The organism is Streptomyces dysideae (assembly GCF_001514305.1).
Classification (GTDB): Bacteria; Actinomycetota; Actinomycetes; order Streptomycetales; family Streptomycetaceae; genus Streptomyces; species Streptomyces dysideae.
The window spans coordinates 1-24778 of record NZ_KQ949103.1 but is presented as its reverse complement, the minus strand read 5'-3'; the positions used below and the strand labels follow the sequence as shown (position 1 = coordinate 24778).

The 24778-nt window shown below is 69.8% G+C and carries 23 protein-coding genes; 8 read left to right on the top strand and 15 right to left on the bottom strand.

The window, feature by feature from the left end:
* Window positions 1–13 precede the first annotated feature (13 nt).
* Entirely contained in the window at window positions 14–736 is a 723-nt protein-coding gene (locus AQJ91_RS34440; protein ID WP_107122612.1) for a transcriptional regulator, read from the bottom strand.
* 186 nt (window positions 737–922) lie between these two features.
* Here AQJ91_RS34440 and AQJ91_RS34435 point away from each other — a divergent pair, with 186 nt between their 5' ends.
* Window positions 923–1360 carry a PPOX class F420-dependent oxidoreductase gene (locus AQJ91_RS34435; RefSeq protein ID WP_067029650.1) on the top strand — a complete coding sequence of 146 codons (438 nt, stop codon included), beginning with the start codon at window positions 923–925 and terminating at the stop codon, window positions 1358–1360.
* Window positions 1361–1414: 54 nt separating this feature from the next.
* On the opposite strand, the gene AQJ91_RS34430 is transcribed toward AQJ91_RS34435, so the two are convergent.
* The 5 genes from AQJ91_RS34430 to AQJ91_RS53945 form a co-directional block, all read right to left on the bottom strand.
* Window positions 1415–2254, bottom strand: a complete 840-nt coding sequence (locus tag AQJ91_RS34430) for a carbohydrate ABC transporter permease (RefSeq protein WP_067029465.1) — start codon at window positions 2252–2254, stop codon at window positions 1415–1417.
* A 23-nt stretch (window positions 2255–2277) separates the two neighbouring features.
* Entirely contained in the window at window positions 2278–3213 is a 936-nt protein-coding gene (locus AQJ91_RS34425; protein WP_067029463.1) for a carbohydrate ABC transporter permease, read from the bottom strand.
* A 16-nt stretch (window positions 3214–3229) separates the two neighbouring features.
* On the bottom strand, window positions 3230–4639 hold the full coding sequence (locus AQJ91_RS34420) for an extracellular solute-binding protein (protein WP_067029461.1): 1410 nt from the start codon (window positions 4637–4639) through the stop codon (window positions 3230–3232).
* A 190-nt stretch (window positions 4640–4829) separates the two neighbouring features.
* The gene (locus tag AQJ91_RS52660; protein ID WP_067029459.1) at window positions 4830–5105 is read right to left on the bottom strand and encodes a transposase; all 276 of its coding nucleotides are present in this window, start codon (window positions 5103–5105) and stop codon (window positions 4830–4832) included.
* 37 nt (window positions 5106–5142) lie between these two features.
* The gene (locus AQJ91_RS53945) at window positions 5143–5319 is read right to left on the bottom strand and encodes a hypothetical protein (RefSeq protein ID WP_159054714.1); all 177 of its coding nucleotides are present in this window, start codon (window positions 5317–5319) and stop codon (window positions 5143–5145) included.
* A 351-nt stretch (window positions 5320–5670) separates the two neighbouring features.
* On the opposite strand from AQJ91_RS53945, the gene AQJ91_RS34410 reads away from it, so the two are divergent.
* Complete coding sequence (locus tag AQJ91_RS34410; protein WP_067029647.1) at window positions 5671–7161, top strand: helix-turn-helix domain-containing protein; 1491 nt, start codon at window positions 5671–5673, stop codon at window positions 7159–7161.
* A gap of 25 nt (window positions 7162–7186) precedes the next feature.
* Here the strand turns inward: AQJ91_RS34410 and AQJ91_RS34405 are convergent, their stop codons facing one another.
* Window positions 7187–7588: a hypothetical protein gene (locus AQJ91_RS34405; RefSeq protein ID WP_067029457.1), complete on the bottom strand. Its 402-nt coding sequence runs from the start codon at window positions 7586–7588 to the stop codon at window positions 7187–7189.
* Between the two features lie 774 nt (window positions 7589–8362).
* Entirely contained in the window at window positions 8363–8755 is a 393-nt protein-coding gene (locus tag AQJ91_RS34400) for a DUF6415 family natural product biosynthesis protein (protein ID WP_067029455.1), read from the bottom strand.
* 127 nt (window positions 8756–8882) lie between these two features.
* Here AQJ91_RS34400 and AQJ91_RS34395 point away from each other — a divergent pair, with 127 nt between their 5' ends.
* Window positions 8883–10232, top strand: a complete 1350-nt coding sequence (locus AQJ91_RS34395) for an NsdA family TPR-like regulatory protein (RefSeq protein WP_067029453.1) — start codon at window positions 8883–8885, stop codon at window positions 10230–10232.
* A gap of 100 nt (window positions 10233–10332) precedes the next feature.
* Here the strand turns inward: AQJ91_RS34395 and AQJ91_RS34390 are convergent, their stop codons facing one another.
* Together AQJ91_RS34390 and AQJ91_RS34385 are read right to left on the bottom strand one after the other, a co-directional pair.
* On the bottom strand, window positions 10333–11037 hold the full coding sequence (locus tag AQJ91_RS34390) for a response regulator (protein ID WP_067029451.1): 705 nt from the start codon (window positions 11035–11037) through the stop codon (window positions 10333–10335).
* Entirely contained in the window at window positions 11034–12830 is a 1797-nt protein-coding gene (locus tag AQJ91_RS34385) for a sensor histidine kinase (protein WP_079085428.1), read from the bottom strand. Before AQJ91_RS34385 ends, AQJ91_RS34390 begins: the two co-directional genes overlap by 4 nt.
* 172 nt (window positions 12831–13002) lie before the next feature.
* Between AQJ91_RS34385 and AQJ91_RS34380 the strand changes: the two genes are divergently transcribed.
* Window positions 13003–14421 carry a cation:dicarboxylate symporter family transporter gene (locus AQJ91_RS34380; RefSeq protein WP_067029449.1) on the top strand — a complete coding sequence of 473 codons (1419 nt, stop codon included), beginning with the start codon at window positions 13003–13005 and terminating at the stop codon, window positions 14419–14421.
* A gap of 344 nt (window positions 14422–14765) precedes the next feature.
* On the opposite strand, the gene AQJ91_RS34375 is transcribed toward AQJ91_RS34380, so the two are convergent.
* Window positions 14766–15707 carry an aldo/keto reductase gene (locus tag AQJ91_RS34375; RefSeq protein WP_067029447.1) on the bottom strand — a complete coding sequence of 314 codons (942 nt, stop codon included), beginning with the start codon at window positions 15705–15707 and terminating at the stop codon, window positions 14766–14768.
* 1 nt (window position 15708) lies between these two features.
* On the bottom strand, window positions 15709–16638 hold the full coding sequence (locus AQJ91_RS34370) for an NAD-dependent epimerase/dehydratase family protein (RefSeq protein WP_407696966.1): 930 nt from the start codon (window positions 16636–16638) through the stop codon (window positions 15709–15711).
* Window positions 16639–16683: 45 nt separating this feature from the next.
* On the opposite strand from AQJ91_RS34370, the gene AQJ91_RS34365 reads away from it, so the two are divergent.
* From AQJ91_RS34365 to AQJ91_RS34350, 4 genes are all read left to right on the top strand, one after another.
* Window positions 16684–17193 (top strand): Lrp/AsnC family transcriptional regulator, encoded by a 510-nt coding sequence (locus AQJ91_RS34365; RefSeq protein ID WP_199848094.1) that lies wholly within the window; start codon window positions 16684–16686, stop codon window positions 17191–17193.
* A 29-nt stretch (window positions 17194–17222) separates the two neighbouring features.
* Window positions 17223–17609, top strand: a complete 387-nt coding sequence (locus tag AQJ91_RS34360) for a MerR family transcriptional regulator (RefSeq protein WP_067029441.1) — start codon at window positions 17223–17225, stop codon at window positions 17607–17609.
* 14 nt (window positions 17610–17623) lie between these two features.
* Window positions 17624–17938 (top strand): thioredoxin family protein, encoded by a 315-nt coding sequence (locus AQJ91_RS34355; RefSeq protein ID WP_067029645.1) that lies wholly within the window; start codon window positions 17624–17626, stop codon window positions 17936–17938.
* A gap of 179 nt (window positions 17939–18117) precedes the next feature.
* Window positions 18118–20370 (top strand): HelD family protein, encoded by a 2253-nt coding sequence (locus AQJ91_RS34350; protein WP_067029439.1) that lies wholly within the window; start codon window positions 18118–18120, stop codon window positions 20368–20370.
* A 152-nt stretch (window positions 20371–20522) separates the two neighbouring features.
* On the opposite strand, the gene glgB is transcribed toward AQJ91_RS34350, so the two are convergent.
* The 3 genes from glgB to AQJ91_RS34335 all read right to left on the bottom strand — a co-directional run.
* Complete coding sequence (gene glgB / locus AQJ91_RS34345; protein WP_079085427.1) at window positions 20523–22988, bottom strand: 1,4-alpha-glucan branching enzyme; 2466 nt, start codon at window positions 22986–22988, stop codon at window positions 20523–20525.
* A 23-nt stretch (window positions 22989–23011) separates the two neighbouring features.
* Entirely contained in the window at window positions 23012–24400 is a 1389-nt protein-coding gene (locus AQJ91_RS34340; protein ID WP_067029437.1) for a maltokinase N-terminal cap-like domain-containing protein, read from the bottom strand.
* Between the two features lie 83 nt (window positions 24401–24483).
* Window positions 24484–24778: alpha-glucosidase C-terminal domain-containing protein (locus tag AQJ91_RS34335; RefSeq protein WP_199848093.1), on the bottom strand; the 295-nt coding region annotated here is incomplete at its 5' end.

Genomic DNA, 24778 nt, shown 5'->3' with positions numbered 1-24778 from the left:
AGCACGTACTTGTCTAGTACGTGCTTCTCTCGACGGTCGTCCAGAAGCGGTCCACGATCCGGTCCAGGAACTCCCGCCCGGACGCGCTGGAGCCGGCACTGTCCCCCCAGCTGAGGGTGGCGACCATCTGCCCCTGGTAGTCCCGGTGCAGCTCCTGGACGGTGGCCTCCAGGAGGCGCCGGTCCAGGGGCACCAGCTTGCCGACCGGGCGTACATACGCCTGCCAGCGCGTCGTCACCGCACTGCGCAGCAGGTCGGCGAGCTTGGCGTCGCGGCCCGTGACGGTGACGAAGTCGGGCAGGGTCAGGTCGAGAAGGTCGGCGAGGGCGGCGGACTGGCGGTCGGTGCCGCGCCACTCGTCGTGCTCCTCCATGCGGACGTACGCCAGGAGTTCGTGCCCGACGGTACGGGCGACGTCCTCTTGGGCCAGGCCGCGGGCGATGCGGTGTTCCCGCAACGTCCTTGGCTTACCGATGAGTTCACCGGCGGAGCACCACAACACGCCTGCGAGGGCGGTGAGTTCGGTGCTGCTGGGGGAGGCGAGGCGGTGTTCCCAGGCGATGACGAGGTCCGGGGTGACGTAGGGGAGTCCGAACGAGGAGCGCAGGCCGTAGGCGACGTGCTCGGGGCCCATGTTGAGGGCGGTGCGGAGTCTGCGGGCGGCGGGGGCATCGAACGGCGGCGGTGGTGGGGTCGGCGGGGTGGGCTGGTTCGGCTGAGTGGGGGGTCGGCGCACGGGGCTCAACGTAGGGCCGCCGGGGTGCGATGACTACGGTCTGTTCGGCCAGGATCACGGATTGTGGGAACGTACGGATTCGGCCTGGGAGTGGGGTGGCTGAAGATCGACTGTCAACCGGGCGTGCACGGTGGCGAGGATGGCGCGAAGCCGCCCGGGCGGGCGGCCCGGAAGACGGGTGACTTTGTGAACGTCAAGCTTGAGGGGCATATTCGCGAGCGTCTGCTGGCGCCGAACTTCTGGCACCTCGCGACCGTGGGCCCGGACGGGATGCCGCAGGTTTCGCCCATGTGGGCGGACATCGAAGACGAGTACGTCATGGTCAACACGTCAATCGGCCGCGTGAAGATCGACAACCTGCGGCTCAATCCCAACGTTTCGCTGTCGCACCACGACGCCGAGAACCCCTACGACCGCGCCGAGATCCGGGGCCGGGTCGCGCGCTTCGTGGAGGGGGAGGCGGCGGCGCGGGCCATGGACCGGCTGACGCAGAAGTACATCGGGGAGGAACGGTATCCGTGGCTGCTGCCCGGGGAGCGCCGGGTGATGCTGCTGATCGAGCCGGTGCGGGTGCGGCGGGTGGTGGGAGTGGAGGCGTTCCGGGCGGGGGTGCTGCCGGAGTAGGCGGCACGGGGTGCTGCCCGAGTAGGCGGTACTGGGGTGCTGCCCGAGTCGGGCTCACCCCTTGACCGCCCCGCCCAGCGCGAAGCCTCCGCCCAACCGCCGGGAGATCAGCACGTACAGCAGGATCACCGGGGTCGAGTAGACGATCGAGAACGCGGCGAGTTGTCCGTACGCCACCATGCCCCGGTTGCCGAAGAACTCGTTGATGCTGACCGACGCCGGCATCTGGTCCGGCGTGAGCAGCAGCATGAACGGGACGAAGAAGTTCCCCCACATCATCACGAAGGAGAAGACCGTCACCACGGCGACTCCGGGCCCCATGAGGGGGAGCACGATCCTGATCAGCGACTGGAGCGAGGACGCGCCGTCCGTCCAGGCCGCCTCCTCCAGTTCCTTCGGAACGCCGTCCATGAAATTTTTCATCAGCCAGATGGCGAACGGGAGCTGGGAGGCGGCGAAGAAGAAGATCGTGCCCTGCATGGTGTCGATCAGGTCGACCTGTACGAACAGCGCGTACACCGGAACCATGATCGCGGTGATCGGCAGGCTGGTCGCGAACAGGATCGTCAGCAGGAACGGGCGGTTCAGCCGGGACCGGAAGCGGGAGAGCGGGTACGCCGCGAGTGCCGCGCACACCACGGTCAGCAGGGTCGCGCCGCCGCACAGGATGAGGCTGTTGAGGAGGGGGGTGAAGGTGATGTCGTCGGTGAGGATCGCGTCGAAGTTGTCGAGGGTGAGGCCGTCGGGCGCCTTCACCCGCAGGTCGGCGTGCGAGTCGACGGAGGACAGGAGCACCCAGGCGAGCGGGAGGCAGAAGGCGGCGGCGACCGCCAACAGGCCGGCGTCGGCGGCGAGCCGACGGCTGCTGCGGCGGGAGGCGAGTGTGCGGGTCATGCGAGTCCTGGGGGTCATGGCAGTCAGACCTCCGTCCGCAGCAGGCGCATGTAGACCAGGGAGAAGAGGGCCCCGACCAGGAGCAGCAGAAGGGCCACCGCCGTGCCGTAGCCGATCAGGCTGTTCTGGAAGGCCTGCTCGTACATGAAGAGGGGCAGCGTCTGGCTCTTGCCGCCCGGTCCGCCCCTCGTCATCACCCAGATCAGCCCGAAGACGGACAGTGTCTGAAGGGTGTTGAGCATGAGGTTCGTGCCGATCGAGCGGCGGATCATCGGCAGCGTGATGTGCCACATCCGGCGCCGGCCGCTCGCGCCGTCGACCTGGGCCGCCTCGGTGATCTCCTTGGGGATCTCGTTGAGGGCGGCGGAGTAGACGAGCATCGAGAAGGCGGTGCCCCGCCATACGTTCGCGAAGGACACCGCGAGGATCGGGAGGGTGAACAGCCAGTTCTGGGAGGGGAGTTGGAGCCAGTCCAGGATGGCGTTCAGGGTGCCCTCGCGGCGGAAGAAGGCGTAGAGGAGAAAACCGGCGACCACCTCCGGCAGCACCCACGCCGTGATCACGATGGCGCCGGTGAGCGTGCGCACCGGCTTCGACGCGCGCTGCATCAGTGAGGCGAGGGCGAGACCGAGGGTGTTCTGCCCGATGAGGGAGGACAGGACGGTGAACACCAGCGTCAGCCATACGGCGTTGAGGAACGCCTCGTCCTGGAAGGCGGTGCGGAAGTTCTCGAAGCCGACGAAGGACGACTCGGCCTGTCCGGTGAGCTGGAGGTCGGTGAAGGCGATGTAGGCGCAGTAGCCGATGGGGCCGGCGAGGAAGAGGAGCAGGAGGATCAGGGCGGGGGAGACGGGGAGGGCGCGAGTGAGGGAGCGGCGGAGGTGAGGCCCGGCGGTGGTGCCTGAAGTTGGCGGACCTGAGGGGCCCTTGACCGGCGCGTGGTGCGACGCGGCGGTCATCCGTGGTCGCCGCCGATCACTTGTCGATCACCTGATGGTCGGTGGCCTGCTTGAGGTTGTCGTCGTACGCGCTCGCCGCCTCCGCCACCGACATGTCGCCCGTCGTCACGCCCTCCATCGCCTCCTGGATGGCGGTCGAGACCTTCGGGTACGCCGGGTAGGCGGGCCGGTAGTGGGTGCTCGTGACGAGGTCCGTGAAGAACTTGGTGCCGGGCTGAGCGTCGGCGTAGGCCGGGTCCTCGGCGACGTCGTTCCGTACGGCGATGCCCGAGTTGGCGATGTACCACTTCTGGGCGTTGGCCTTCGTCTGCATGGTCTTGATGAAGTCGAAGGCGAGGTCGGGGTTGGCGGCCTTGTCCGGGATGGACCAGGTCCAGCCGCCGGACATGCTGACCTTGCCGGGGGCCTGGCCGTTCTGGGTGGGCATGGCGGCGAGGCCGAGTTCGTCCGACCACTCGGGCCACTCGTGGCCGCTGCCGGGCAGCCAGTCCTGCGGGAGCCAGGAGCCGTCGAGGGCGATGCCGAGCTTGCCCTGCGGGAGCCACTCGCCGCGGACCCGGGTCATGACGTTGGGGTCGAGGGCGTCGGCGACGTCCGGCCCGAGCTTCTCCTTGTAGACGGTCTCGACGAAGGAGAGGGCGTCCTTGAAGCCCTGGCCGCCGGCGACCCACTTCTTGGCGGTCTTGTCGTACAGGGGGTCCGTGGAGCTGTCGTTCGTGCCGTAGAGCAGCATCTCGAAGGTCTGCATGGTGGCGGCCTCGCCGACCGGCTTGCCCGTGTAGACGTTGAGGGGGATGACGTCCGGGACCTTCTGTTTGACGGTGCGGGCGGCGTCGAGGACCTCGTCCCAGGTCTTCGGCTGCCAGTCGGCGGGCAGGCCGGCCTTGGCGAAGACGTCCTTGCTGAACCAGAGGCCCCGGGTGTCGGTGCCGTCCGGGACGCCGTAGGTCTTGCCGTCCTCCGCCGTGGCGGCGGCCTTCGCGGTGTCGATGAACTGTCCCCAGTCCGGCCACTTGGCGAGGTACGGGTCGAGGGGCTTCAAGTATCCGCTGGTGATGTCCGAGTTGATGAGGAACGTGTCCTCGTAGACCAGATCGGGGGCGGTCTTGGGGGAGCGGAGCATCTGCTGGAGCTTGGTGTAGTACTCCGAGTCCGGGGCCTTGATCGGCACGAACTCGACCTTCTTGCCGGGGTTCGCCTTCTCGAACTGCTTCCTGATGTCCGCGAGGAAGTCGTCCATGACGTGGATCGAGTTGTCCGTGGACTGCTTGAAGGAGACCTTCACGGTGTCCGGGTCGCTGCCGGATCCGCTGCCGCAGGCTGTGAGGGTGGTGGCGGCGAGGGTGGTTGTGAGGGTGGCGAGGGTGGTGAGGAGGGGCTTGGGGCGTACGGAGGTGGGGAGTAAGGCGGTGGGGCGCACGGGCATGACCTCCTGCGGGCTCACTTCTTTGTGGCCGGGATGGCTGCCGTGTGAAGGTAAGAGCGGTGGTCTTGTCAGGTCAATCCATGTGCGGTGGATATTGGGTGGGGGCGGGTTCGGCGACAGGGGGTGGCCAGAAGACTGCTGAAAATCTTGCGGGGTTGTGTCCGGTTGCAGGCAGGGTGGCCCCTCTTGCCTATGCGTTGGCGGGGATGAGGCGCCAGGTATTGCTGGTTCGGGTGAGCCCGAGGTTGATCAGTCGGCGGAGGTTGAGGGCGGCGGCACGGTGGTGGAGCCAGATGTTGTTGGCGATCACGCCGCGGTAAGGGATCCGGCGGTTGCCCTTGGCGACCAGCCAGGCGATGGCGCGTTCGACCGGTGGCCGCCATCGGCGGTACTCCTCCTGCCAGACAGGATCGGTGGCGGCCTGGGCCCGGGCGGCGGACAGTAGTGCGTGCGCTGGGGTGGACATTGAGGGTGCGTCCGGTCGTGGAGGTGGTGCAGCGCTCTCACAGCGGGCAGTCGGCGCACAGATGCTTGAACTGGGTGGTGCGGGCGCCGTCCGCTTTGACCTGGCCGAGGCTGGCGGTGTGCCCGGCCGGGCAGGTCGCGGTGCCGGCGGCCGCATCGATACGGAAGCCGTCGGCTCGTTCTCGTCTCCGCAGACACCCTTTGGAATTGATCATCTATATCCGCGGAACGCTCCCGACGCACAACCGGTCATGCGGTAGTCAACCCGCGGATATCAGGCTGACCGCGCGTCGCGCAGACACGTTTCGAAGCGCTGTCTCCCACCGGCTTCACACCGCTGCCCAGGCCCGGCCCACTCGTGCACGGGCAGGGCCCTGCACGCCCACTTGACACACGCCCACTCCATATCAGGTGTGCTGTCCGGCGGATCATGTCGCGGACGCGGGGCCTTGGCACGCCCATCTGCCGCGTTGTCGTCACTCGCCGACTCCCTCCTCCGCCTTGCGGCTGGCCGCGACTGTGAAGTCGTACAACTCTCGCGTCTCCTCACGCGTCTCCTCTTCGCCATGCAGAAGAACTCAGAAAGTCTCGGCGAACTGCTGCGGCTGATGCGGCGGTCGGAGCTCCCACGCGAGGTACTGGCGTGGCTCGAGCGCCGTATCGGCGCGGATGCCGCGTGGGTGGGCCGCGGGGCCGTGGTCCAGGCGGCGACGGGCCGGTTCCCCACGGAGGTCATGGGCGGGCTGAGGGAGCAGCTGGAGCGTCTGACGGACGGGCGGCTGGCCGCGGCCACGATCCGCGTGGGTGCGCGCGAAGTGCACCTCGAGGCGTTCGGCCCGCGCGCACCGCGCCCGGTGCTGGTGACGGTCGGTGCGTCGGCGCTGTCGCGGGAGTCGGCTGCGCTGGCGTCGCACGTCGGCACTCTCCTCGAGCTCCGAGGGCGGGCGTCAAAGGCCGACAGCCACTTGCGCGGTTACGAGGACAAGGCGCGGCAGTTGCGCTTCGCCGTGCTGACCGCGCTGATGACCGGGGATCTCACCCTGGCCAGACGGATGACCACCGGCGATGTGCCGTCGCTGCTGAGCGCGGAGCGGGTGCGGGTCTACCTGCTGAGCTGCCCGGACGCCGACCGGGACCGGCTGGCCAGGGTTCATCTGGACTCTTCGGGCTACCACGGGTCGGGCCTGATGGTGCACTGCCCGGCGTTCAAGGAACACCTGATCTGTCCGATCGCCGAGGACGCGGAGCCCGGTGGCCGCCCGGAGCAGGCTGAAGTGCTGCGTCGGCTGGTACGGGACAACTCCGGGTATGCGCTGGGTATCAGTAGGCCCCACCCGCTCACCTCGACGGCCGCGGCGTACGGTGAGGCTCTGCACGCCCTGGCCGTCGCCCGCAACTCTCCCCGGCGGCTGGCCGCCTACAGTGGCCGGCCCTCGCTGGTGCACCTCCTGCCCCGCCCGGAGGCCCTGGCTTGGGCGGCCGCCTTCCTGGCCCCGCTGCACGACCTGCCGACGATCACCGTCGACGTCACCCGTCTCGCTGTGACCTTCCCACGATCCGCCGTGGCCCGGCTGCTGCACCTCAGCCGCACCACGGTCGCGGCCCACTGCCGCCGGGCGGAGGAGGCCCTGGGAGTGGACTTCGGTGCTGTCCGCACCCGCGCCGCCGTCGACCTGGCCCTGTCCCTCAGCGGCCTCCAGTCCGTTCCCGCGCGCTTCTCGCACCGCGCGCCGAATCTCGAAGAGCTGCTGCGCACCCCACCCGCCACCGCGTGGGCGGAGACCTTTCTGCACCCCCTCCACGCTGCCCGGCCCGCCACCCTCCACGTCACCGCGAGCGCATGGATCGACGCCGACACCGACGCCCGGCGAACGGCGGCACGCCTGGGCCTGAGCCGGAACACCGTTCGGGCCCACCTGCGTGCCGCCGAAAGCCTGCTCAACCGCGATCTGCTGACCACCGGATCGGGCATCCACGACCTCGTTCACGCCCTGAGCGTGACCGGTGGTCACCCGGACCCCGCACTCCCGGCGGACGCGTTCAGCCGGAGTTCCTGACCGCGCCGCGGGCACCCGGCCGGGATCACGTGTGGGCATTCACCCAGGAGCCGCATCCCCACGGCTTCCCACCGGAGCCGTCCTGGAGGCAGGCCCGGATCTGGATCGACAGGTTTTCGGGCAGGTCCAGGTTGTTGTCGTCCTGGTAGCCGTAGCCACGGCCGTTGTAGTACGAGTGGATGGTGGCGCCGCTGTAGTAACGCCACTGCCCGGCCACGCCGTGGTCGTCCCGGGCCCCGTCCAACACGTAGAGGTGCTCGCCGTACGAGGTGAACGTGACGAGCGAGGCGCTGTGACTGTTCGTTGCGTCGAAGACATCGTACTCGCCTGCACCGGCGGGAGATGCCACCAGTACGGATGTTGCGACGAGTGCGAGGAACGAGCCCGCCAGGGTGGCGATCCGTTTGTGACCGATGGACGCGAACATGAGTGAACGACCTCTCTGGCAGTACCTTCCGGCCGTCGGCCGGACCGTCAGGCAGGACGTTATGAGCGGCCGTGCTCGCGGGACCACGGTGCACGGTGACCACATTCGTGCGCCTGCTGTGCACGGTGCACAGGCGCCGGCACTGCCGGTGGGACGCCGCGAGGCCGACGGCCGATTACCGTCGGCCCCGTCCCTGGTGTCAGCGGGACGCTCGCCGCGACCCGCGCTTACCGCACCGGCAGGTTCTTCCGCAGCTCGAACGGGGTGACTTCGGAGCGGTACTCCTCCCACTCCTGCCGCTTGTTGCGCAGGAAGAACGGTCGATGGTGGGCTCGCCACCCGTGATCTGAAGCCAGAGCACGCCGTCATCGCGGAGCATGTCGAGAAGACGCGTCTTGTCCGGCCAAGTGCTCGCAGTTGAAGTTGCAGCCCTTGTTGATCTCCCACGTGGCGCGGGCGTAGGCCGGCGCTGTGCGAGGCCGGACCAGGACGGCATCCCGTGCGCCGTGCCCGCTCAGGTCCAGACCCCAGACCGTCCTGGCACCCGTCACGAGCCAGCCCGGAACACGCGCCTCGGAGGCTGCCGCAGCTGCGAGCTCGTCTGCAAGGAAAGCGAGTTGCCGCGTCTGCTCGCTCATTCCTCGTCCGCTCTCGCAGGCGGTCGCGGGACCTCGGTGGGCGATAGTCCCAGAGGGACGCGGACATCCTTCGTGACTCGCCGGCTCGGGCAGCATGGCCCGTGGAGCGCGGACCGGAAGAGGTGGCTTGACCTCGTCAGCCATCGTTGTGCTCCTCTGTGTTCAGGTCGCGGTAAGCGCCGGCGAAGCGTCTCGTCAGGCGGGCGAGGTCGCGCATGTACTCGTAGGCGCCGAAGTGGGTGGTCTCGGCTCCGGGCCGACGGGTGAGGTCCAGCAGGCGGTACGCGCTCTGGTACATCTCACGGACCACCGGGTCCTCGTCGTAGCCGAGGTCTTCACTCAGAAGCAGTTCGAGATGGCCGATCAGGGCCCGTGTGGTGGTGTCGATCTGCGAGCGGTCGGGCATCGCGAGGACGACGGCGAGTGCGATCTCCACCGAGTCGTTGATTGTTTCCAGGTCGACCGGACTGTTCTCACTGCCAGATGCTTCGACGTCCGGCGCGTCGTCTTCGCTCGTCACGGTGGTCACCACGCGTCTCCTCCCATGGCCGCAAATGATCGCGGCCTGTGTAAGAGCTAACTGCGGGGCGTGGTCGTACGGGTACCGTTGGAGGGAGGCGTGACCGTGAAAGCCATGAAACCTGCCGGGAGTTGAAATGGCGAAGACGTCGCAGCGACCCCGCAACACCGGGCTGGAAGCCCTGATTGAACAGGCGGGATGGTCCCGAACCCAACTTGCGAACCACGTCAACAGGCTTGGCGAACAGACCGGGATGACGTTGAAGTACGACCAATCCGCGGTTTCGCACTGGCTGGGCGGCACGATGCCGAACGAGAAGGTCAGGCCCGTGATCGTCGAGGCTTTCGCGCGGAAGCTGAACCGGCCGGTCACCTTCGCGGAAGCGGGCCTAGCACCGCCATCGGCCAAGAGCGGTTCTGAGAGCGGCCACACTCGCGACGATCTCCTGGAACTGGGAAAGGCCGATATGGATCCATCACGCCGTGGGGTGCTGACCGCCGGTCTCTATTCCGCTGCTCTCGCGGTACCGCTCTTCCCCGACCTCGCGCCGTCGGAGGAGAAGGAGCGCCTCGCCAAACCCACGAGTCGTATCAGTCCAGGGGAAGTCGACACAGTGCGGCGGATGACGGACAAGATCGCCGACATCCTCGACGAGCTCGGCGGAGGGCATGCCCGCCCCATGGCGGCTGCCTTCCTGGTCAACACCGTCACCGGATACCTGAAGGCTGCCGCAACCGACCGAGTGCACAACGACATGCTCTCGGCCGCCTCCGATCTGACCTATCTGACCGGCTGGATGGCCATGTACGAGCGGGCTCATGGCCTTGGCCAGAGGTACTACGTCAAGGCCCTCAAGCTCGCGGGCGAGGCTGAGGACCACGTCACGTACTGCCGGACCCTGCGCGGCATGTCCTTGCAGGCATCGAACCTGGGCTTCGGCAAGAAGTCGTTGGAGCTCGCGGACTCCGCAGCCGAGGCGGCGCCGAAGGCCGGCCCGCGTCTCGTGGCCTTCCTGCGCGGACAGCAGGCGCACGCGGCCTCGATGGTGGGCGACCGCCACACGGCGTTCACGCGGCTGCGGGAGGCCGAAACCGCCCTTGCGAAGGCCGACTCGCGGCGGGAGTCGATCGGTGGGTACGACCGGTCCGCGTACCAGTTCCATGTAGCTCATGTGCTGTACGAGATGAGGGACTTGCCCGGCTCCATTACGGCCATGAAGGAGTCGTTGAAGGCCCAGCCCCGGCAAGAACGGCAAGGCCGAGTTCACTCCCATGCCGTCCTGGCCCAACGGCAGTTCGAGTACGGGCACTTGGAGGAGGCGTGCTCGACGTGGGGGGCGTTCCTCGACGATTACATGATGTTGTCGACGGCTCGGGGGGACGAGCACTTCGCGACCATGCGTAAGCGGATCGCCCCCTACCGCAAGGCGCGAGCCGTGCGCGAGCTCGACGAGCGGGCTCGCCAGGTTGCCGTCCTCAAGGGCTGATGCTGTGGGGCCTCGACCCACCAAGGGCTGAGGCCCCACAGTGCCCGCTACCTGTTTCAGGCGGTCGACGCCCCCGCCGAAGTAGCCCGAGCCGCCGCCCTCAACGCCCCTTCTCGGTCCTCCGAACCCACCGATAGACCAACTCGGGCCTCCCCACCTGCCCATAAACCGGCTTCCGCTCGGCTCTCCCCGCCTCCACCAGATGCTCCAGATACCGCCGAGCCGTAATCCGAGAAATCCCCACGGCCTCAGCGACCCCCGCCGCGGTCAGCCCCTCCGCCGCCTCCCGCACAGTGCCCGTCACCCGCTCCAACGTCGGCCCACTCAAACCCTTGGGCAACGCCACGGGCGACGGCGCCCGCAGCGCCCCCAACGCCCGGTCCACCTCGTCCTGCCCGCTGGCCTCCCCCACCGCCGCATGAAACTCGGCGTACCGCACCAGCCGATCCCGAAGCGTCGCGAAAGTGAACGGCTTCAGTACGTACTGCACGACCCCCAACGACACCCCCTCCCGCACCACAGTCAGATCCCGAGCCGACGTCACCGCGATCACGTCCACCTGATATCCGGCCGCCCGCAACGACCGAGCCAGCTGCAGCCCGTGCACATCGGGCAGGTGCAGGTCCAGCAACAGCAGATCCACCGCCGTGCGCTCCAGCAGCCGCCGCGCCTCCGCCCCCGTGTGCGCCTTGCCCACGGTGACGAACCCCGGCACCCGCCCCACGTACATCACATGTGCGTCCGCCGCGACCGGATCGTCCTCCACGACCAGGACCCGGATCGGCTGCTCGGCCGGCGCGGTCATGCGTCACCTCCGGAAACCGCGCCCCGCGAAACCGTGCCCTCAGAATCCGTGCCCTCAGAATCCGTGCCCTCAGAATCCGTGCCCCCAGAATCCGTGCCCTCAGAATCCGCGCCCCCAGAGTCCACGCCCCCGGCGCCCGCACCCCCAGAAACCACCCCCCGAGAGCCCAAGCCCCCACCCGCCCCCACATCCCCCAACGGCAACCGCACCTCAAACACCGCCCCTCCCCCCACACTCTCCGCCACCGACAGCTCCCCCTCATGCCGATGCACCGCCTGCCGCACCAACGCCAACCCCAGCCCCCGCCCCCCGGGCCCAGCCGGCTTCGTGGAGAACCCGCGCTCGAACACCGCGTCGCCGTGCGCCGGATCCACGCCCGCCCCGGTGTCGGCCACCCGCAGCACCAGCTCCGAGTCCTCCGTGTACGCCGTCACCGTCACCCGCGCTCCCACACTTCCCTGCGCCGCGTCCACCGCGTTGTCGATCAGGTTCCCGAGGATCGTCACCAGGTCCCGGGGCGGGAGCGACGCCGGCAGCAGGCCGTCATCCAACCTGCTGTCCTCCGACACCACCAGCTCCACGCCCCGCTCGTTCGCCTGCGCCGTCTTCCCCAGCAGCAGTGCCGCCAGCACCGGCTCGCTCACCGCCGCCACCACCTGGTCGGTCAGCGCCTGTGCCAGCTCCAGCTCGGCCGTCGCGAAGTCCACCGCCTCCTCGGCCCGCCCCAGCTCGATCAGCGAGACGACCGTGTGCAGGCGGTTCGCCGCCTCGTGCGCCTGCGACCGCAGCGCCTGCGTGAAGCCCCGCTCCGAGTCCAACTCGCCCATCAGCGACTGGAGTTCGGTGACGTCCCGCAGGGTCACGACCGTGCCCCGCCGCTCCCCACCCGTCACCGGCGACGTGTTCACCACCAGCACCCGTTCCGCCGTCAGATGCACCTCGTCCACCCTCGGCTCCGACGCCAGCAGGGCCCCGGTCAGCGGCGCCGGCAGGCCGAGGTCCGCCACCGAGCGGCCCACCACGTCACCGTCCACGCCCAGCAGCTCCCGGCCGCCGTCGTTGATCAGCGCCACCCGGTACTGGTAGTCCAGCATCAGCAGGCCCTCGCGCACGGCGTGCAGCGCGGCCTGGTGGTAGTCGTGCATGCGGCTGAGCTCGGCCGCGTTCATGCCGTGCGTGTGGCGGCGCAGGCGGGCGTTGATGACGTACGTGCCCAGCGCGCCCAGCGCCAGCGCGCCCGCCGCCACACCGATCAGCGCGGTCAGCTGGTCCTGCACCCGCTTGCTGATCTCCTCGACCCTGATGCCCGAGCTGACCAGGCCGATGATGTCGTCGTCGGCGCCGGGGCCGGCGTAGATCGGCACGACCGCGCGGACGGACGGGCCGAGGGTGCCGGTGTACAGCTCGGTGAAGGGTTCGCCGGCGAGGGCGCGGGCGGTGTGGCCCTTGAAGGGCTGGCCGATCTCGTGCTCGTTGGGGTGGGTCCAGCGGATGGCCTCGGGGCTCATGATCGTGACGAAGTCGACGCCGGTGTCGCGCTGGACGCGCAGGGCGTACGGCTGGAGTTCGGCGGTCGGGTCGGGGGTGCGTATCGCCGCCCGTACGGAGGGGGCGTCGGCGATGGACTGCGCCACGGCCATGGCCTGGCGGCCCGCGGCCTCCTCGGCCTGGCCGCGGTCGCTGACGTAGCTGAACAGCGCGTATCCGGCCACGAGCACCGCTATCAGCACGGCCTGCATGGCGAACAGCTGGCCGGCCAGGCTGCGGGGTCTCGGAACGGCGGGAAGACGCATGTCGTCAGTCTGCCTCGTTGGCCGATTGTGAACTAAATGAACGGAAGGGTGACCGCCCTCACAGCACGGGAGATAGTCACCGCATCGCAGCGTTCGTCCCGTCCCCCCAACCGGGCGTGACTGTCGATCACCACCCAATCCTCATCCCCCGGACGTGAGCCGCACGCCGGTGATGCCGACGAAGACGTCAAGGAGGGCAGCCGTGGCCGCCGCAAGCACCCCCGATACGGCACCTGTCGCACCCCGCGCCAAGCGGGACCGGACCCACTATCTGTACATCGCGGTGATCATCGCGGTCGCCGCCGGCATCGCCGTGGGGCTGGCCGCGCCCGACCTCGCCGTCGAGCTGAAGCCCATCGGCACCGGGTTCGTGAACCTGATCAAGATGATGATCTCGCCGATCATCTTCTGCACGATCGTCCTGGGCATCGGTTCCGTGCGGAAGGCCGCCAAGGTCGGTGCCGTCGGCGGTATCGCGCTGGTCTACTTCACGATCATGTCGCTGGTCGCGCTGGGCATCGGCCTGGTCGTCGGCAACATCCTCGAGCCGGGCACCGGGCTCGCCGTCACCGACGCCGTGAAGGACGTCGGTCACGCACAGGTCGACGCCGAGGCCAAGGACACCACCGAGTTCCTGCTGGGCATCATCCCGACCACGATCGTCTCCGCCTTCACCGGTGGCGAGGTGCTGCAGACCCTGCTCGTCGCCCTGCTCGCCGGGTTCGCTCTGCAGGCCATGGGTGACGCCGGTCAGCCGATCCTGCGCGGTGTGGAGCACATCCAGCGGCTCGTCTTCCGCATCCTCGCCATGGTCATGTGGGCCGCGCCGATCGGTGCCTTCGGTGCCATCGCCGCCGTCACGGGCTCCGCGGGTGTGGACGCTCTCAAGAGCCTCGCCGTGCTGATGCTCGGCTTCTACGCCACCTGCTTCCTGTTCGTCTTCATCGTGCTCGCCGCGCTGCTGCGGATCGTCGCCGGCATGAACATCCTCACGCTCTTCAGGTACCTGGGCCGTGAGTTCCTGCTGATTCTGTCCACCTCCTCCTCCGAGTCCGCGCTGCCGCGCCTCATCGCGAAGATGGAGCACATGGGTGTCAGCAAGCCCGTCGTCGGCATCACCGTCCCGACCGGCTACTCCTTCAACCTCGACGGCACCATGATCTACATGACCATGGCCTCGCTGTTCATCGCCGACGCCATGGGTACGCCGATGTCCGTCGGCGAGCAGATCCCACTGCTGCTCTTCCTGCTGGTCGCCTCCAAGGGCGCCGCCGGTGTCACCGGCGCGGGTCTGGCCACGCTGGCCGGCGGTCTCCAGTCGCACAAGCCCGCCCTGGTGGACGGCATCGGCCTCATCGTCGGCATCGACCGCTTCATGAGCGAGGCCCGCGCCCTGACCAACTTCGCGGGCAACGCCGTGGCCACGGTCCTGATCGGCACCTGGACCAAGGAGATCGACCGCACCCGCGTCGACCAGGTCCTCGGCGGCCACCTGCCCTTCGACGAGGCGACGCTCCTGGACGACGGCCATGGCACCGCCCCTGCCGAGGTGGCCGAGCAGGACGGTGACAAGGAGCTGGCCAAGGCCTAGCTCGCCATGACTCCGGGCGGCTGAGGTGCTCCCCCGTTCGCTCAGCTGCCCGGTCACCCGAAGCCCGTACGGCGGCGCGTCGCACGCGCCGGGGCTTCACACGAAAGACGCCGAGCGGTCAGGTCCTCCCCCGTGGACCTGACCGCTCGGTTTCTTGTTTCCTCGGTTCCAGGTTCCAGGTTCCGGGTTCCAGGTTCCGGGTTCCGGGTTCCGGGTTCCGGGTTCCGGGTTCCGGGGGCCGGGGGCCGGGTTCCGGGCGTCTCGTGGCCGCTCCGCAAGGCCCGCCCCGCCCTCCCGACTGGCCCCGTCCCGTGCAACCGTCCAGCGCCCAGGCAAGCGGCTTGTCACCCCGCTTGTCCCCCCGCCCCGCGGGCGGCCTCGGCAACCGCCCCCTCCAGCCGCGCCAACTCCTCCGCCCCCAGCACCAGATCCACCGCCCCCGCCGAGTCCCGGACCGTCTCCGGACGGCTGGCCCCCGGGATCGGAATCACGGCCGGTGATCTCGCCAACAGCCAGGCCAGGCAGACCTGTTGAGGACTGACATCCCCGCGCTCGGCCGCCACAGCATGGAAGGCACCGAAACGTTCCGCCCTCTCCACCCCCTCCACTCCCTCCGTCCCCGACGGCCCGTCCAGCGAGCTGCGGGAGATGCCGCCCAGCGGGCTCCACGGCAGGAACGCCAGCCCCAGTTCCGCGCACAGCTCCAGCTCGGCCGCGCTGTCCTGGACGGCGGGCGAGTACTGGTTCTGTACCGACACCAGACGGTCGCCGAGGATCTCACGGGCCACGCGGATCTGGGCCGCGTCCGTGTTGGAGATACCGGCCAGGCGGATCTTGCCCTCGTCGAGCAGCTCGCGCAGCGCGCCCACCGACTCCTCGAAGGGAACCCGGGGATCGGGCTTGTGCAGCTGGTAGAGGCCGATCGCCGGCACGCCCAGTCGCTTCAGCGAGGCTTCCGCGGCTGCCTTCAGGTGGCGTGGTGTGCCCGTGACCGTCCAGCTGCCGTCGGCCGGTCTGCCCCGGCCGCCCTTCGTGGCGACCAGCACGCCGTCCGGGTCTCCGCCGTACGCGGCGAGTGCGCGGGCCACCAGGCGTTCGTTGTGGCCGGGTTCGGCGCCCGGCAGGTGGTACGAGTCGGCCGTGTCCAGCAGGGTCACGCCCGCGTCGAGCGCCGCGTGCACGGTGGCCAGGGCGCGTGCCTCGTCGGGGCGGCCTTCGAGGGACAGGGGCATCGCGCCGAGCCCGATCGCGCTCACGCGCAGGTCGCCGAGGGTGCGGTGACGCATGTCAGACGCCGTCCTTTCCGAGGGTCTCGGCCACGGCTCGCGGCAGCCATCGCCGTACGTCGCCGAAGGGGTAACCGAGCGCAGTGGCAAGGGAGTTGTCCATGCCGTATGAGCGAGTGAAGGAGAACGGGGAGACCTCGCCCACCTCGACGGGCTGGAAGTCGGTCCTGCCGTCGGGTATGTGGGCGGCCACCGCCGCGCACAGCTCCGCCGTGGTCACTACGCCGTGGGAGGCCGCGTTGACCGGGCCGGTGAAGTCCGCGCCCGCCGCCCAGGCCAGGAAGCCGGCGATCTCCTCGACGTGGATGTAGGTCGCCGGGTGGTTCACGGCCGGCACGGCGATCGGCTCGGCCTTGCGGATCCGGTCGGCGTAGTGCTCCAGCCGCCCGGTGAAGTCGTCGGCCCCGCCCAGCACATGGGCGACGCGCACCGCCGCGTACGGGAAGGCGGGGTCGGCCGCGAAGACCGCTTCCGCCTGCCGCTTGCCCTCGCCGTAGTGCTCTTCGAGGAAGTCCGGGTCGTCCCAGGGGAGTTCGAGGTCCACGGTGACCGTGCGCGGATCCACGGCGTCCTCGTGGACGAGACCGGGCGAGTCCTCGTACTCGTAGACCTCCACCGTCGACGTCAGCACATAGCGCCGCGTGCGCCCCGCGAGGACCCGGCGGGCGATCGCCGCCTGGCGCGGGGTGTAGCAGACCTGGTCGACGACGACGTCGAAGGTGCGTGCGCCGAGTGCCTCGGTGAGTGACTTCTCGTCGTCGCGGTCGGCGATGAGATGAACGGCACCGGCGGGCGGCGGTGACGACCCGCGGTTGAGTACCGTCACCCGGTCTCCGGCGGCCAGCAGACGTGTGATCAGCCGCTTGCCGAAATAGCGGTTCCCGCCGATGACCAGTACCTCTCGTGCCTTTACCTCTCGCGCCTTTTTCATGACCATAATTCTCCCGGCGTACAGCCACGTCCTGAAGGGGGAACCATGGGAGTTCCAGCCGCCGCGCCGAAAGAACCACGGCAGTTGCGCGCCGCTGCCAGCGAAACGTCGGTGGCCTTCGACGCGCTGGACCGGCAGATCCTGCAGCTCCTCCAGACGGACGGGCGGATCAAGCTCAGCGAGCTGGGCCGCCGGGTGCGGCTGAGTCCGGCCGCCGTCACCGAGCGGGTGCGGCGACTGGAGGCGGCGGGGGTGATCAGCGGCTACGGCGCCCAGGTCGTGCCCGCCCGCCTCGGGTACGGCATCCAGGCGTTCATCCGGGTCAACCCGCACGGCGGCTACAACCTTCGGCACCCCAGGACCCTGGAGCTGATGGAGCGCCCCGAGATCACCGAGGTGCACCACGTGGTCGGCGAGGACTGCTGGATCCTCAAAGCCGCCGTCCGGGACACCGTCCATCTGGAGGAGGTCCTCGAAGCGGTCTCCGCCCTGGGCCGTACGACGACGTCGATCGTGCTCACCTCCCCGGTGGAGCGGAAACCGCTGTTGCCTTGACGTCGGGGTCAAGGCTTACGTTCGTAGGCATGCGAATCGGCGAGCTGGCCGCACGGGCCGGGACCACGACGCGGACGCTGCGGTACTACGAGACGCGGGGGCTGCTGCCCGCGCGGCGGGGCGAGAATGGCTATCGGAGCTACGACGAGTCCGACCTGCAGCTGCTCAGGCAGATCAGGACGCTGCAGGACTTCGGGTTCGACCTGGAGGAGACGCGGCCGTTCGTGGAGTGTCTGCGGGCCGGTCACCCGGAGGGTGACACCTGCCCGGCGTCGGTCGCGGTCTACCGGCGCAAGCTGGCCGAACTCGACGAGCTGATCGGGGAGTTGCAGGCCGTGCGGGCGAAGATCGGGGTGCGGCTGGCCACGGTCGAGGAGGAACCACCGTTGTGCGAACTGGGAGGGCAGGAGCTGTGATCAAGGCGGCGGGTGTGGCCGAGGTGACGGACGCGGACTTCGCGGCGGAGGTGATCGGGGCGGAACTGCCGGTGCTGGTGGAGTTCACCGCCGACTGGTGCCCGCCGTGCCGGCAGATGGGACCGGTGCTCAGTGCCCTCGCCGTCGAGGAGGGCGAGCGGCTCAAGGTGGTCCAGCTGGACGTGGACACCAACCCCGAGACCACGAACGCGTACAAGGTGCTGTCGATGCCGACGTTCATGGTGTTCCGCGGCGGGGAGCCCGTGAAGTCGATGGTGGGGGCGCGGCCCAAGCGGCGGCTGCTGGAGGAGCTGTCCGACGTGCTGTGACCCGACCAGGGCAAGAACAGGGCAAAGAGAAATCCCCCGAGCAATTGCGCTCGGGGGATTTCTTTGCGTATATTCGATGATTCGCGACTTCATGGGAATTGAGTCGCAAAGAAGGTCAGTGAGCAGAGTATATCCGGGCGGGAGTGGAATTGTCAAACGCCGAATTGCAAGACGGTGAAATGCGACGCGAACAGGAATTCATCGACGGTCTGTACCTGCGCGTGGACGCCCTGCGCGGTGACACCGAGACCGGCGTCACGGACGCGCTCGCTCAGGGCAACACGCCCATGCAGGCCCGCCTGGAGCGGGACATCCTGGTCGCCGAGCGCTCGGGGCTGCTGGCCGCGCTGAACGCCGTGGACGGCTCGCTGTGCTTCGGCCGGATCGACCTCGCCTCGGGAGTCACCCACCACATCGGCCGCATCGGCCTGCGCACCGACGACGCCGAACGCACACCGGTCCTGATCGACTGGCGCGCGGACGTCGCCCGCCCCTTCTATCTGGCCACCGGCCACACCCCGATGGGGCTGCGGCGCCGGCGGCACATCTCCACCGAGGGCCGCCGGGTCACCGCCCTGCACGACGAGATCCTCGACCTCGGCGACGCGACCCGGACCGGACACGAGGACCCGACCGGCGACGCCGTGCTGCTCGCCGCGCTCAACTCCGCGCGCACCGGCCGGATGAGCGACATCGTGCAGACCATCCAGGCCGGGCAGGACGAGATCATCCGCGCCCCGCACCAGGGTGTCCTGGTGGTCGAGGGCGGCCCGGGCACAGGAAAGACGGCGGTCGCCCTGCACCGGGCCGCCTATCTCCTCTACGAACACCGCGAGCTGCTCGCCAAGCGCGCCGTCCTGATCGTCGGCCCCAACCCCGCCTTCCTCGGCTACATCGGAGAGGTCCTGCCCGCGCTGGGCGAGACCGGCGTGCTGCTGGCCACGGTCGGCGAACTGTTCCCCGGCGTGAAGGCGCGGGCCACGGACACCCCCGAGGCGGCGGCCGTGAAGGGGCGCGCGGTGATGGCCGACGTGCTCACCGAGGTCGTACGCGACCGGCAGGCGCTGCCCGACCCGGTGATCGCCATCGAGCACGACCGCGAGATCCTCATGCTGGACGACGACCTGGTGAACGTCGCCCGCGAACGCACCCGGGCCGCGAAGCTCCAGCACAACGTGGCCCGGGAGCACTTCGAGGGCCACATCCTCAACACCCTCACGGACATGGTCGCCGAGCGCATCGGCACCGACCCGTACGACGGCTCCAACCTCCTGGACGCCAGCGACATCACCCAGATCCGCGACGAACTCGCCGAGAACCCCGAAGTCTGGTCCGCCATCGACCAGCTGTGGCCACGCCTCACCCCGCGGCGCCTGGTCGCGGACTTCCTCGCGGACCCCGTGGGATACGTCAGCGACGAGGACGCGGCCGCCATCCGCCGCCCGGTGACCCGGGCGTGGACGGTGGCGGACGTACCGCTGCTCGACGAGGCGGCGGAGCTGCTGGGCGAGGACGACCGGGTGGCACGGGCGCGCGCCGAGCGTGAGCGGGAGACCCAGGTGGCGTACGCGCAGGGCGTGCTGGACGTCTCGTACGCCTCCCGCACCTACGAGTTCGACGACAAGGAAGACGACGACCCGGAGGCCTCCGAGGTCCTCTCCGCGCACGACATCATCGACGCCGAGCGTTTCGCCGAACGCCACGAGGAGGACGACCACCGCAGCGCCGCCGAGCGTGCCGCCGCCGACCGCACCTGGGCGTTCGGGCACATCGTCGTCGACGAGGCGCAGGAGCTGTCCCCGATGGCCTGGCGGCTGCTCATGCGGCGCAGCCCGACCCGCTCGATGACCCTGGTCGGCGACCCGGCGCAGACGGCGGAGGCGGCGGGCGTCGGCTCCTGGGCGGGCATCCTGGAGCCGTACGTCGAGGACCGCTGGGAGCACACCCGCCTGGGCGTCAACTACCGCACGCCGGCAGAGATCATGGAGCTGGCGGCGGCCGTGGTGCGGGCCGAGAACCCGTCCTTCGAGCCGCCGAGTTCGGTGCGCTCGACCGGCGTACGGCCCTGGGTGCGCGCCACCGACGACCTGCCCGGCGCGGTGGCGAAGGCGGTCGGCGAACTCACCCCCACCGAGGGCCGGCTGGCCGTCATCGCCCCGCGTGACCTGCACCGACAGCTGGCCGCCCGCCTGGACGGAGTGACGGCGGGCGCCGAGCCCGACCTGACGCAGACCGTCGTACTTCTCGATCCCCGGCAGGCGAAGGGCCTCGAGTTCGACTCGGTGCTGGTGGTCGAGCCGGGACGGTACGGCACGAGCGACCTGTATGTGGCACTGACCAGGGCGACCCAGCGGCTGGGCGTGCTGCACACCGGTCAGGTGCCGAAGGCGCTGGCCGACCCGTCCGCCACAGCCATCACCGAGCCGGCCTGAACGGCCTCGTCCTCAAACGCCGGACGGGCTGGGTCCTCTCAGCCCCTCCGGCGTTTGAGGAGGTGGGGTCCAGGGGGCGGAGCCCCCTGGCGGGGTCGAAGGGGCGGAGCCCCTGGGGATGGGACGAGTAGGGCCGGCGGGGGCGAAATGGGCTACGCCGGACGCAGCCACACCGTGGCCAGCGGTGGCAAGGCCAGGCGGATGCTGGCCGGGAGGCCGTGCCAGGGCACTGCGTCGGGTTTGACCGGGTCGGGGTTGGTGACGTCGCCGCCGCCGTAGCGGGCCGCGTCGGTGTTGAGGGTCTCGTGCCAGGCCGGGATGTCGTCGGGGACGCCGAGGCGGTAGTCGTGGCGGACGACGGGGGAGAAGTTGGAGACCGCCAGGAGCGGGGTGCCCTCGGAGTCGAGGCGCAGGAACGCGAAGACGTTGTCGTCGGCCGCGTCCCCGACCACCCACCGGAAGCCGGCCGGGTCGGTGTCCCGCTGCCACAGGGCCGGCGTGTGCCGGTACACCGTGTTGAGGTCGCGGACCAGGTCCCGCACGCCACGGTGGTCGGCCTCCGCGCCGTACGCCGGGTCCAGCAGCCACCAGTCGGGACCGTGCGCCTCCGACCACTCCGCCCCCTGCGCGAACTCCTGGCCCATGAAGAGGAGTTGCTTGCCCGGGTGGGCCCACATGAAGCCGAGGTAGGCGCGGTGGTCGGCGCGCTGCTGCCACCAGTCGCCCGGCATCTTCGACACCAGCGACCGCTTGCCGTGCACCACCTCGTCGTGGGAGATGGGGAGCACGTAGTTCTCGCTGTACGCGTACACCATCGAGAAGGTCATCTCGTTGTGGTGGTACTTGCGGTGGACCGGCTCGTGGGAGACGTAGTCCAGCGAGTCGTGCATCCAGCCCATGTTCCACTTCAGGCCGAAGCCCAGGCCACCGAAGCCGCCGGGCCCCATGTGGTGCGTGGCACGGGTGACGCCGTCCCAGGCCGTGGACTCCTCCGCGATCGTCACCACACCGGGCACCCTGCGGTACACGGTCGCGTTCATCTCCTGGAGGAAGGCCACCGCGTCCAGGTTCTCCCGGCCGCCGTGCTCGTTCGGGATCCACTGGCCCGGCTCGCGCGAGTAGTCGAGGTAGAGCATCGAGGCGACGGCGTCCACCCGCAGCCCGTCGATGTGGAACTCCTCGCACCAGTAAATGGCGTTCGCCACCAGGAAGTTGCGCACCTCACGGCGGCCGAAGTCGAACTCCAGCGTCCCCCAGTCCGGATGCGCGGACCGCAGCGGGTCCTCGTGCTCGTACAGCGGACGCCCGTCGAACTCGGCCAGCGCCCAGTCGTCACGCGGGAAGTGCGCCGGCACCCAGTCCATCAGCACCCCGATACCGGCCCGGTGCAGCGCGTCGACCAGGTACTTGAAGTCGTCCGGCGTCCCCAGCCGGGCCGTCGGGGCGTAGAAGCCGGTCACCTGGTAGCCCCAGGAGCCGCCGAAGGGATGCTCCGCGACCGGCATCAGCTCCACATGCGTGAACCCGAGGTCCCTGACGTACGCCGGGAGCTGCTCGGCCAGTTGACGGTACGTCAGCCCCGGTCGCCAGGACGCCAGATGGACCTCGTACACCGAGAACGGTGCCTCGTGCGCGGGCGTCTCCCCGCGCCGCGCCAGCCACGCCCCGTCCGTCCACTCGTGATGCGAGGCGTCCACGATCGACGACGTGTTCGGCGGGGCCTCCGTACGCCGGGCCAGCGGGTCCGCGCGCAGCGTCTTCGAACCGTCCGGGCGGGTGATCTGGAACTTGTACAGCTCGCCCTCGCCGATCCCGGGCGCGAACACCTCCCACACCCCGGTCGAGCCCAGCGACCGCATCGGCCAGCCCGTACCGTCCCAGAAGTTGAAGGTGCCGGCCAGCGACACCCCGCGCGCGTTCGGCGCCCACACCGTGAACCGGGTACCGGCCACGCCCTGGTGCGTCATCGGCTCGGCGCCCAGCGCCCGCCACAGCTGCTCGTGCCGGCCCTCGCCGATCAGATGCAGGTCGAGATCGCCCAGCGCGGGCAGGAAGCGGTACGGGTCCTCGGTCTCCACGACCGCCCCCTCGTACGCCACGCCCAGCCGGTACACCGGCACCTCCCGCAGCGGCAACAGCCCGGAGAAGAAACCCTCCCCGTCGTCGTGCAGCTCGGCCCGCAGGTCCCCGGAGACGACGGTGACGGACAGGGCGTACGGCCGGAAGACCCGGAAGGCGACACCGCCGGGCATCGGATGGGCGCCGAGGACGGAGTGCGGGGAGTGATGGGTGCCCGACAGCAGGCGCTCACGGTCGGCGGCGTCCACGGCGGGGGAGACGGCGACGGGAGCCTCCGGTGACGGAGCGGGGCTCGGCACGGTGACCTTCTTGGCGGCGGCCTTCTTCGTCGCTTTCCTGGCGGTGGCCTTTTCCGCAGCCGTTTTCTGGGCCGGCACCTTCTGGGCAGCCGCCTTCTTACCGGCCGTCTTCTTACCGGCCGTCTTCTTGGCGGCGGCCTTCTTCGTCACCGCCTTCTCCGCGGCCTTCTTCACACTCTTCGCGGCTTTCGCGGCGGACTTCTTCGGTTCCGAACCGCTCGGCGTGGGACGGGGCGTCACGGGTGGTGCCTCCTCGGCGAAGCTCAGGTCAGGTCGGATGTCACATACCGCTCGATCGCGGCCATCGGCACGGGCAGCCAGTCGGGTCGGTGGCGGGCCTCGTAGACCACCTCGTAGATCGCCTTGTCGGTCTCGTACGCCCGCAGCAGCACCGGATCGGTCCGCGGGTCCACGCCGCTGACCTCGGCGTATCCGGAGCAGTACGCGGCCCGGCAGGTCTCGGTCCAGCCCGGCACCGCCAGGTCGGCCGAGTGGGCCGCGTAGTCGAAGGAGCGGAGCATCCCCGCGATGTCCCGCACCGGCGGCTGCGGCATCCGCCGTTCGGCCAGCGGCTTCGACGGCTCCCCCTCGAAGTCGATCAGCGACCACTGACCGCCGGGCGACCGCAGGCACTGCCCGAGATGCAGGTCACCGTGGATGCGCTGGGCGGTCCAGGTCCGCCCCTCGGCGGCCAGGTCCGCCAGCGCCTCGAACGCCGAGTGCAGCGCGGGCACGTACGGCCGCAGCGAGGGCACCGCCTGCGCGGCCGCGTCCAGCCGCTCGGTCATGCCGCCGACCAGCAGCTCCAGCTGGGCGTGGCCCAGGGTGGCCGTGGGCAGCGCCCGGGCCAGCGCGGTGTGCACCTCGGCGGTGGCCCGCCCCAGCGCCCGCGCCTCCGCGGCGAAGTCCTCGCCCTTGGCCAGCTCGCGCAGCGCCAGCTCCCAGCCGTCCGCCGCGCCCTGGACGTACGGCTGGAGCACCCCGAGGACGTACGCTTCCCCGGCCAGCTCCGCCCGTATCCACGCCGTCGGCGCCGGCACCCGCGCACAGCCCTCCCGGGCCAGCGCCAGCGGCAGCTCGAGGTCGGGGTTGACGCCGGGCACGATCCGGCGCAACAGCTTCAGAATGAACGTATCTCCGTAGACGACCGACGAGTTGGACTGCTCGGCGGTCATCAGCCGGGGCACCAGACCGTCCCGGATCTCGGTGCCCGGGTCCCGTTCGAAGCGCAGCCCGCCGATCCGGGCCCGGGTGCGCAGCGCCTCCAGGAGCAGCTCGGCGGGCCGGGAGTCGTAGAGGGCGTCGTACACCGTCCGTCCGGTGAGCGGGCCCTCGGCGGCGTGTCCGATCAGCGCGGGCGCCAGCCGGGGCGGCAGCGCCTCGCGCACGCCTATCAGGAGCTGGTAGCAGTCGCCGGGCTGGGGCGAGGTGCCCAGGGCCGGTGGCTGGTGGGCCCGCACCAGCAGATGGTGCAGGCCCAGCTTGCCGCCGCCCGGCAGCAGCTCGGTGGCCGCGACCAGCGTGAACCCGGTGACCGGACGCCCCTTGCCGGCGAACCAGCGCTGCCGTGGCAGCCACTCGCGCAGCAGCGGATCCAGGGACGCAAGGAGGCTGGGACTTGTCGTGGCAGTACGGATGACGGCTTCCGACATGGCGTCGCGTCCTTTCCCCGGGTGGTCGGGGTGTTACTGATGCGTGCCCCCGGCGGGGCGGGGGAAACCGCCCCGCCGGGCTTCTAGGCGGCGTCCTTGCGGAGCCTGAACCAGTAGAAGCCGTGCCCTGCCAGGGTCAGCAAGTACGGCAGCTCACCGATGGCCGGGAACCGCACCCCGCCGATGAGTTCGACGGGATGGCGCCCGCTGTGTGCGCGCAGGTCGAGCTCGGTGGGCTGGGCGAAGCGGGAGAAGTTGTTGACGCACAGGACCAGGTCGTCCGCGTTTCCCTCTGTCGAGGGGGCCTCGCGGAGGAAGGCGATCACGGCCGGGTTGGAGGACTGGAGTTCCGTGTAGGAGCCGAGCCCGAAGGCCTGG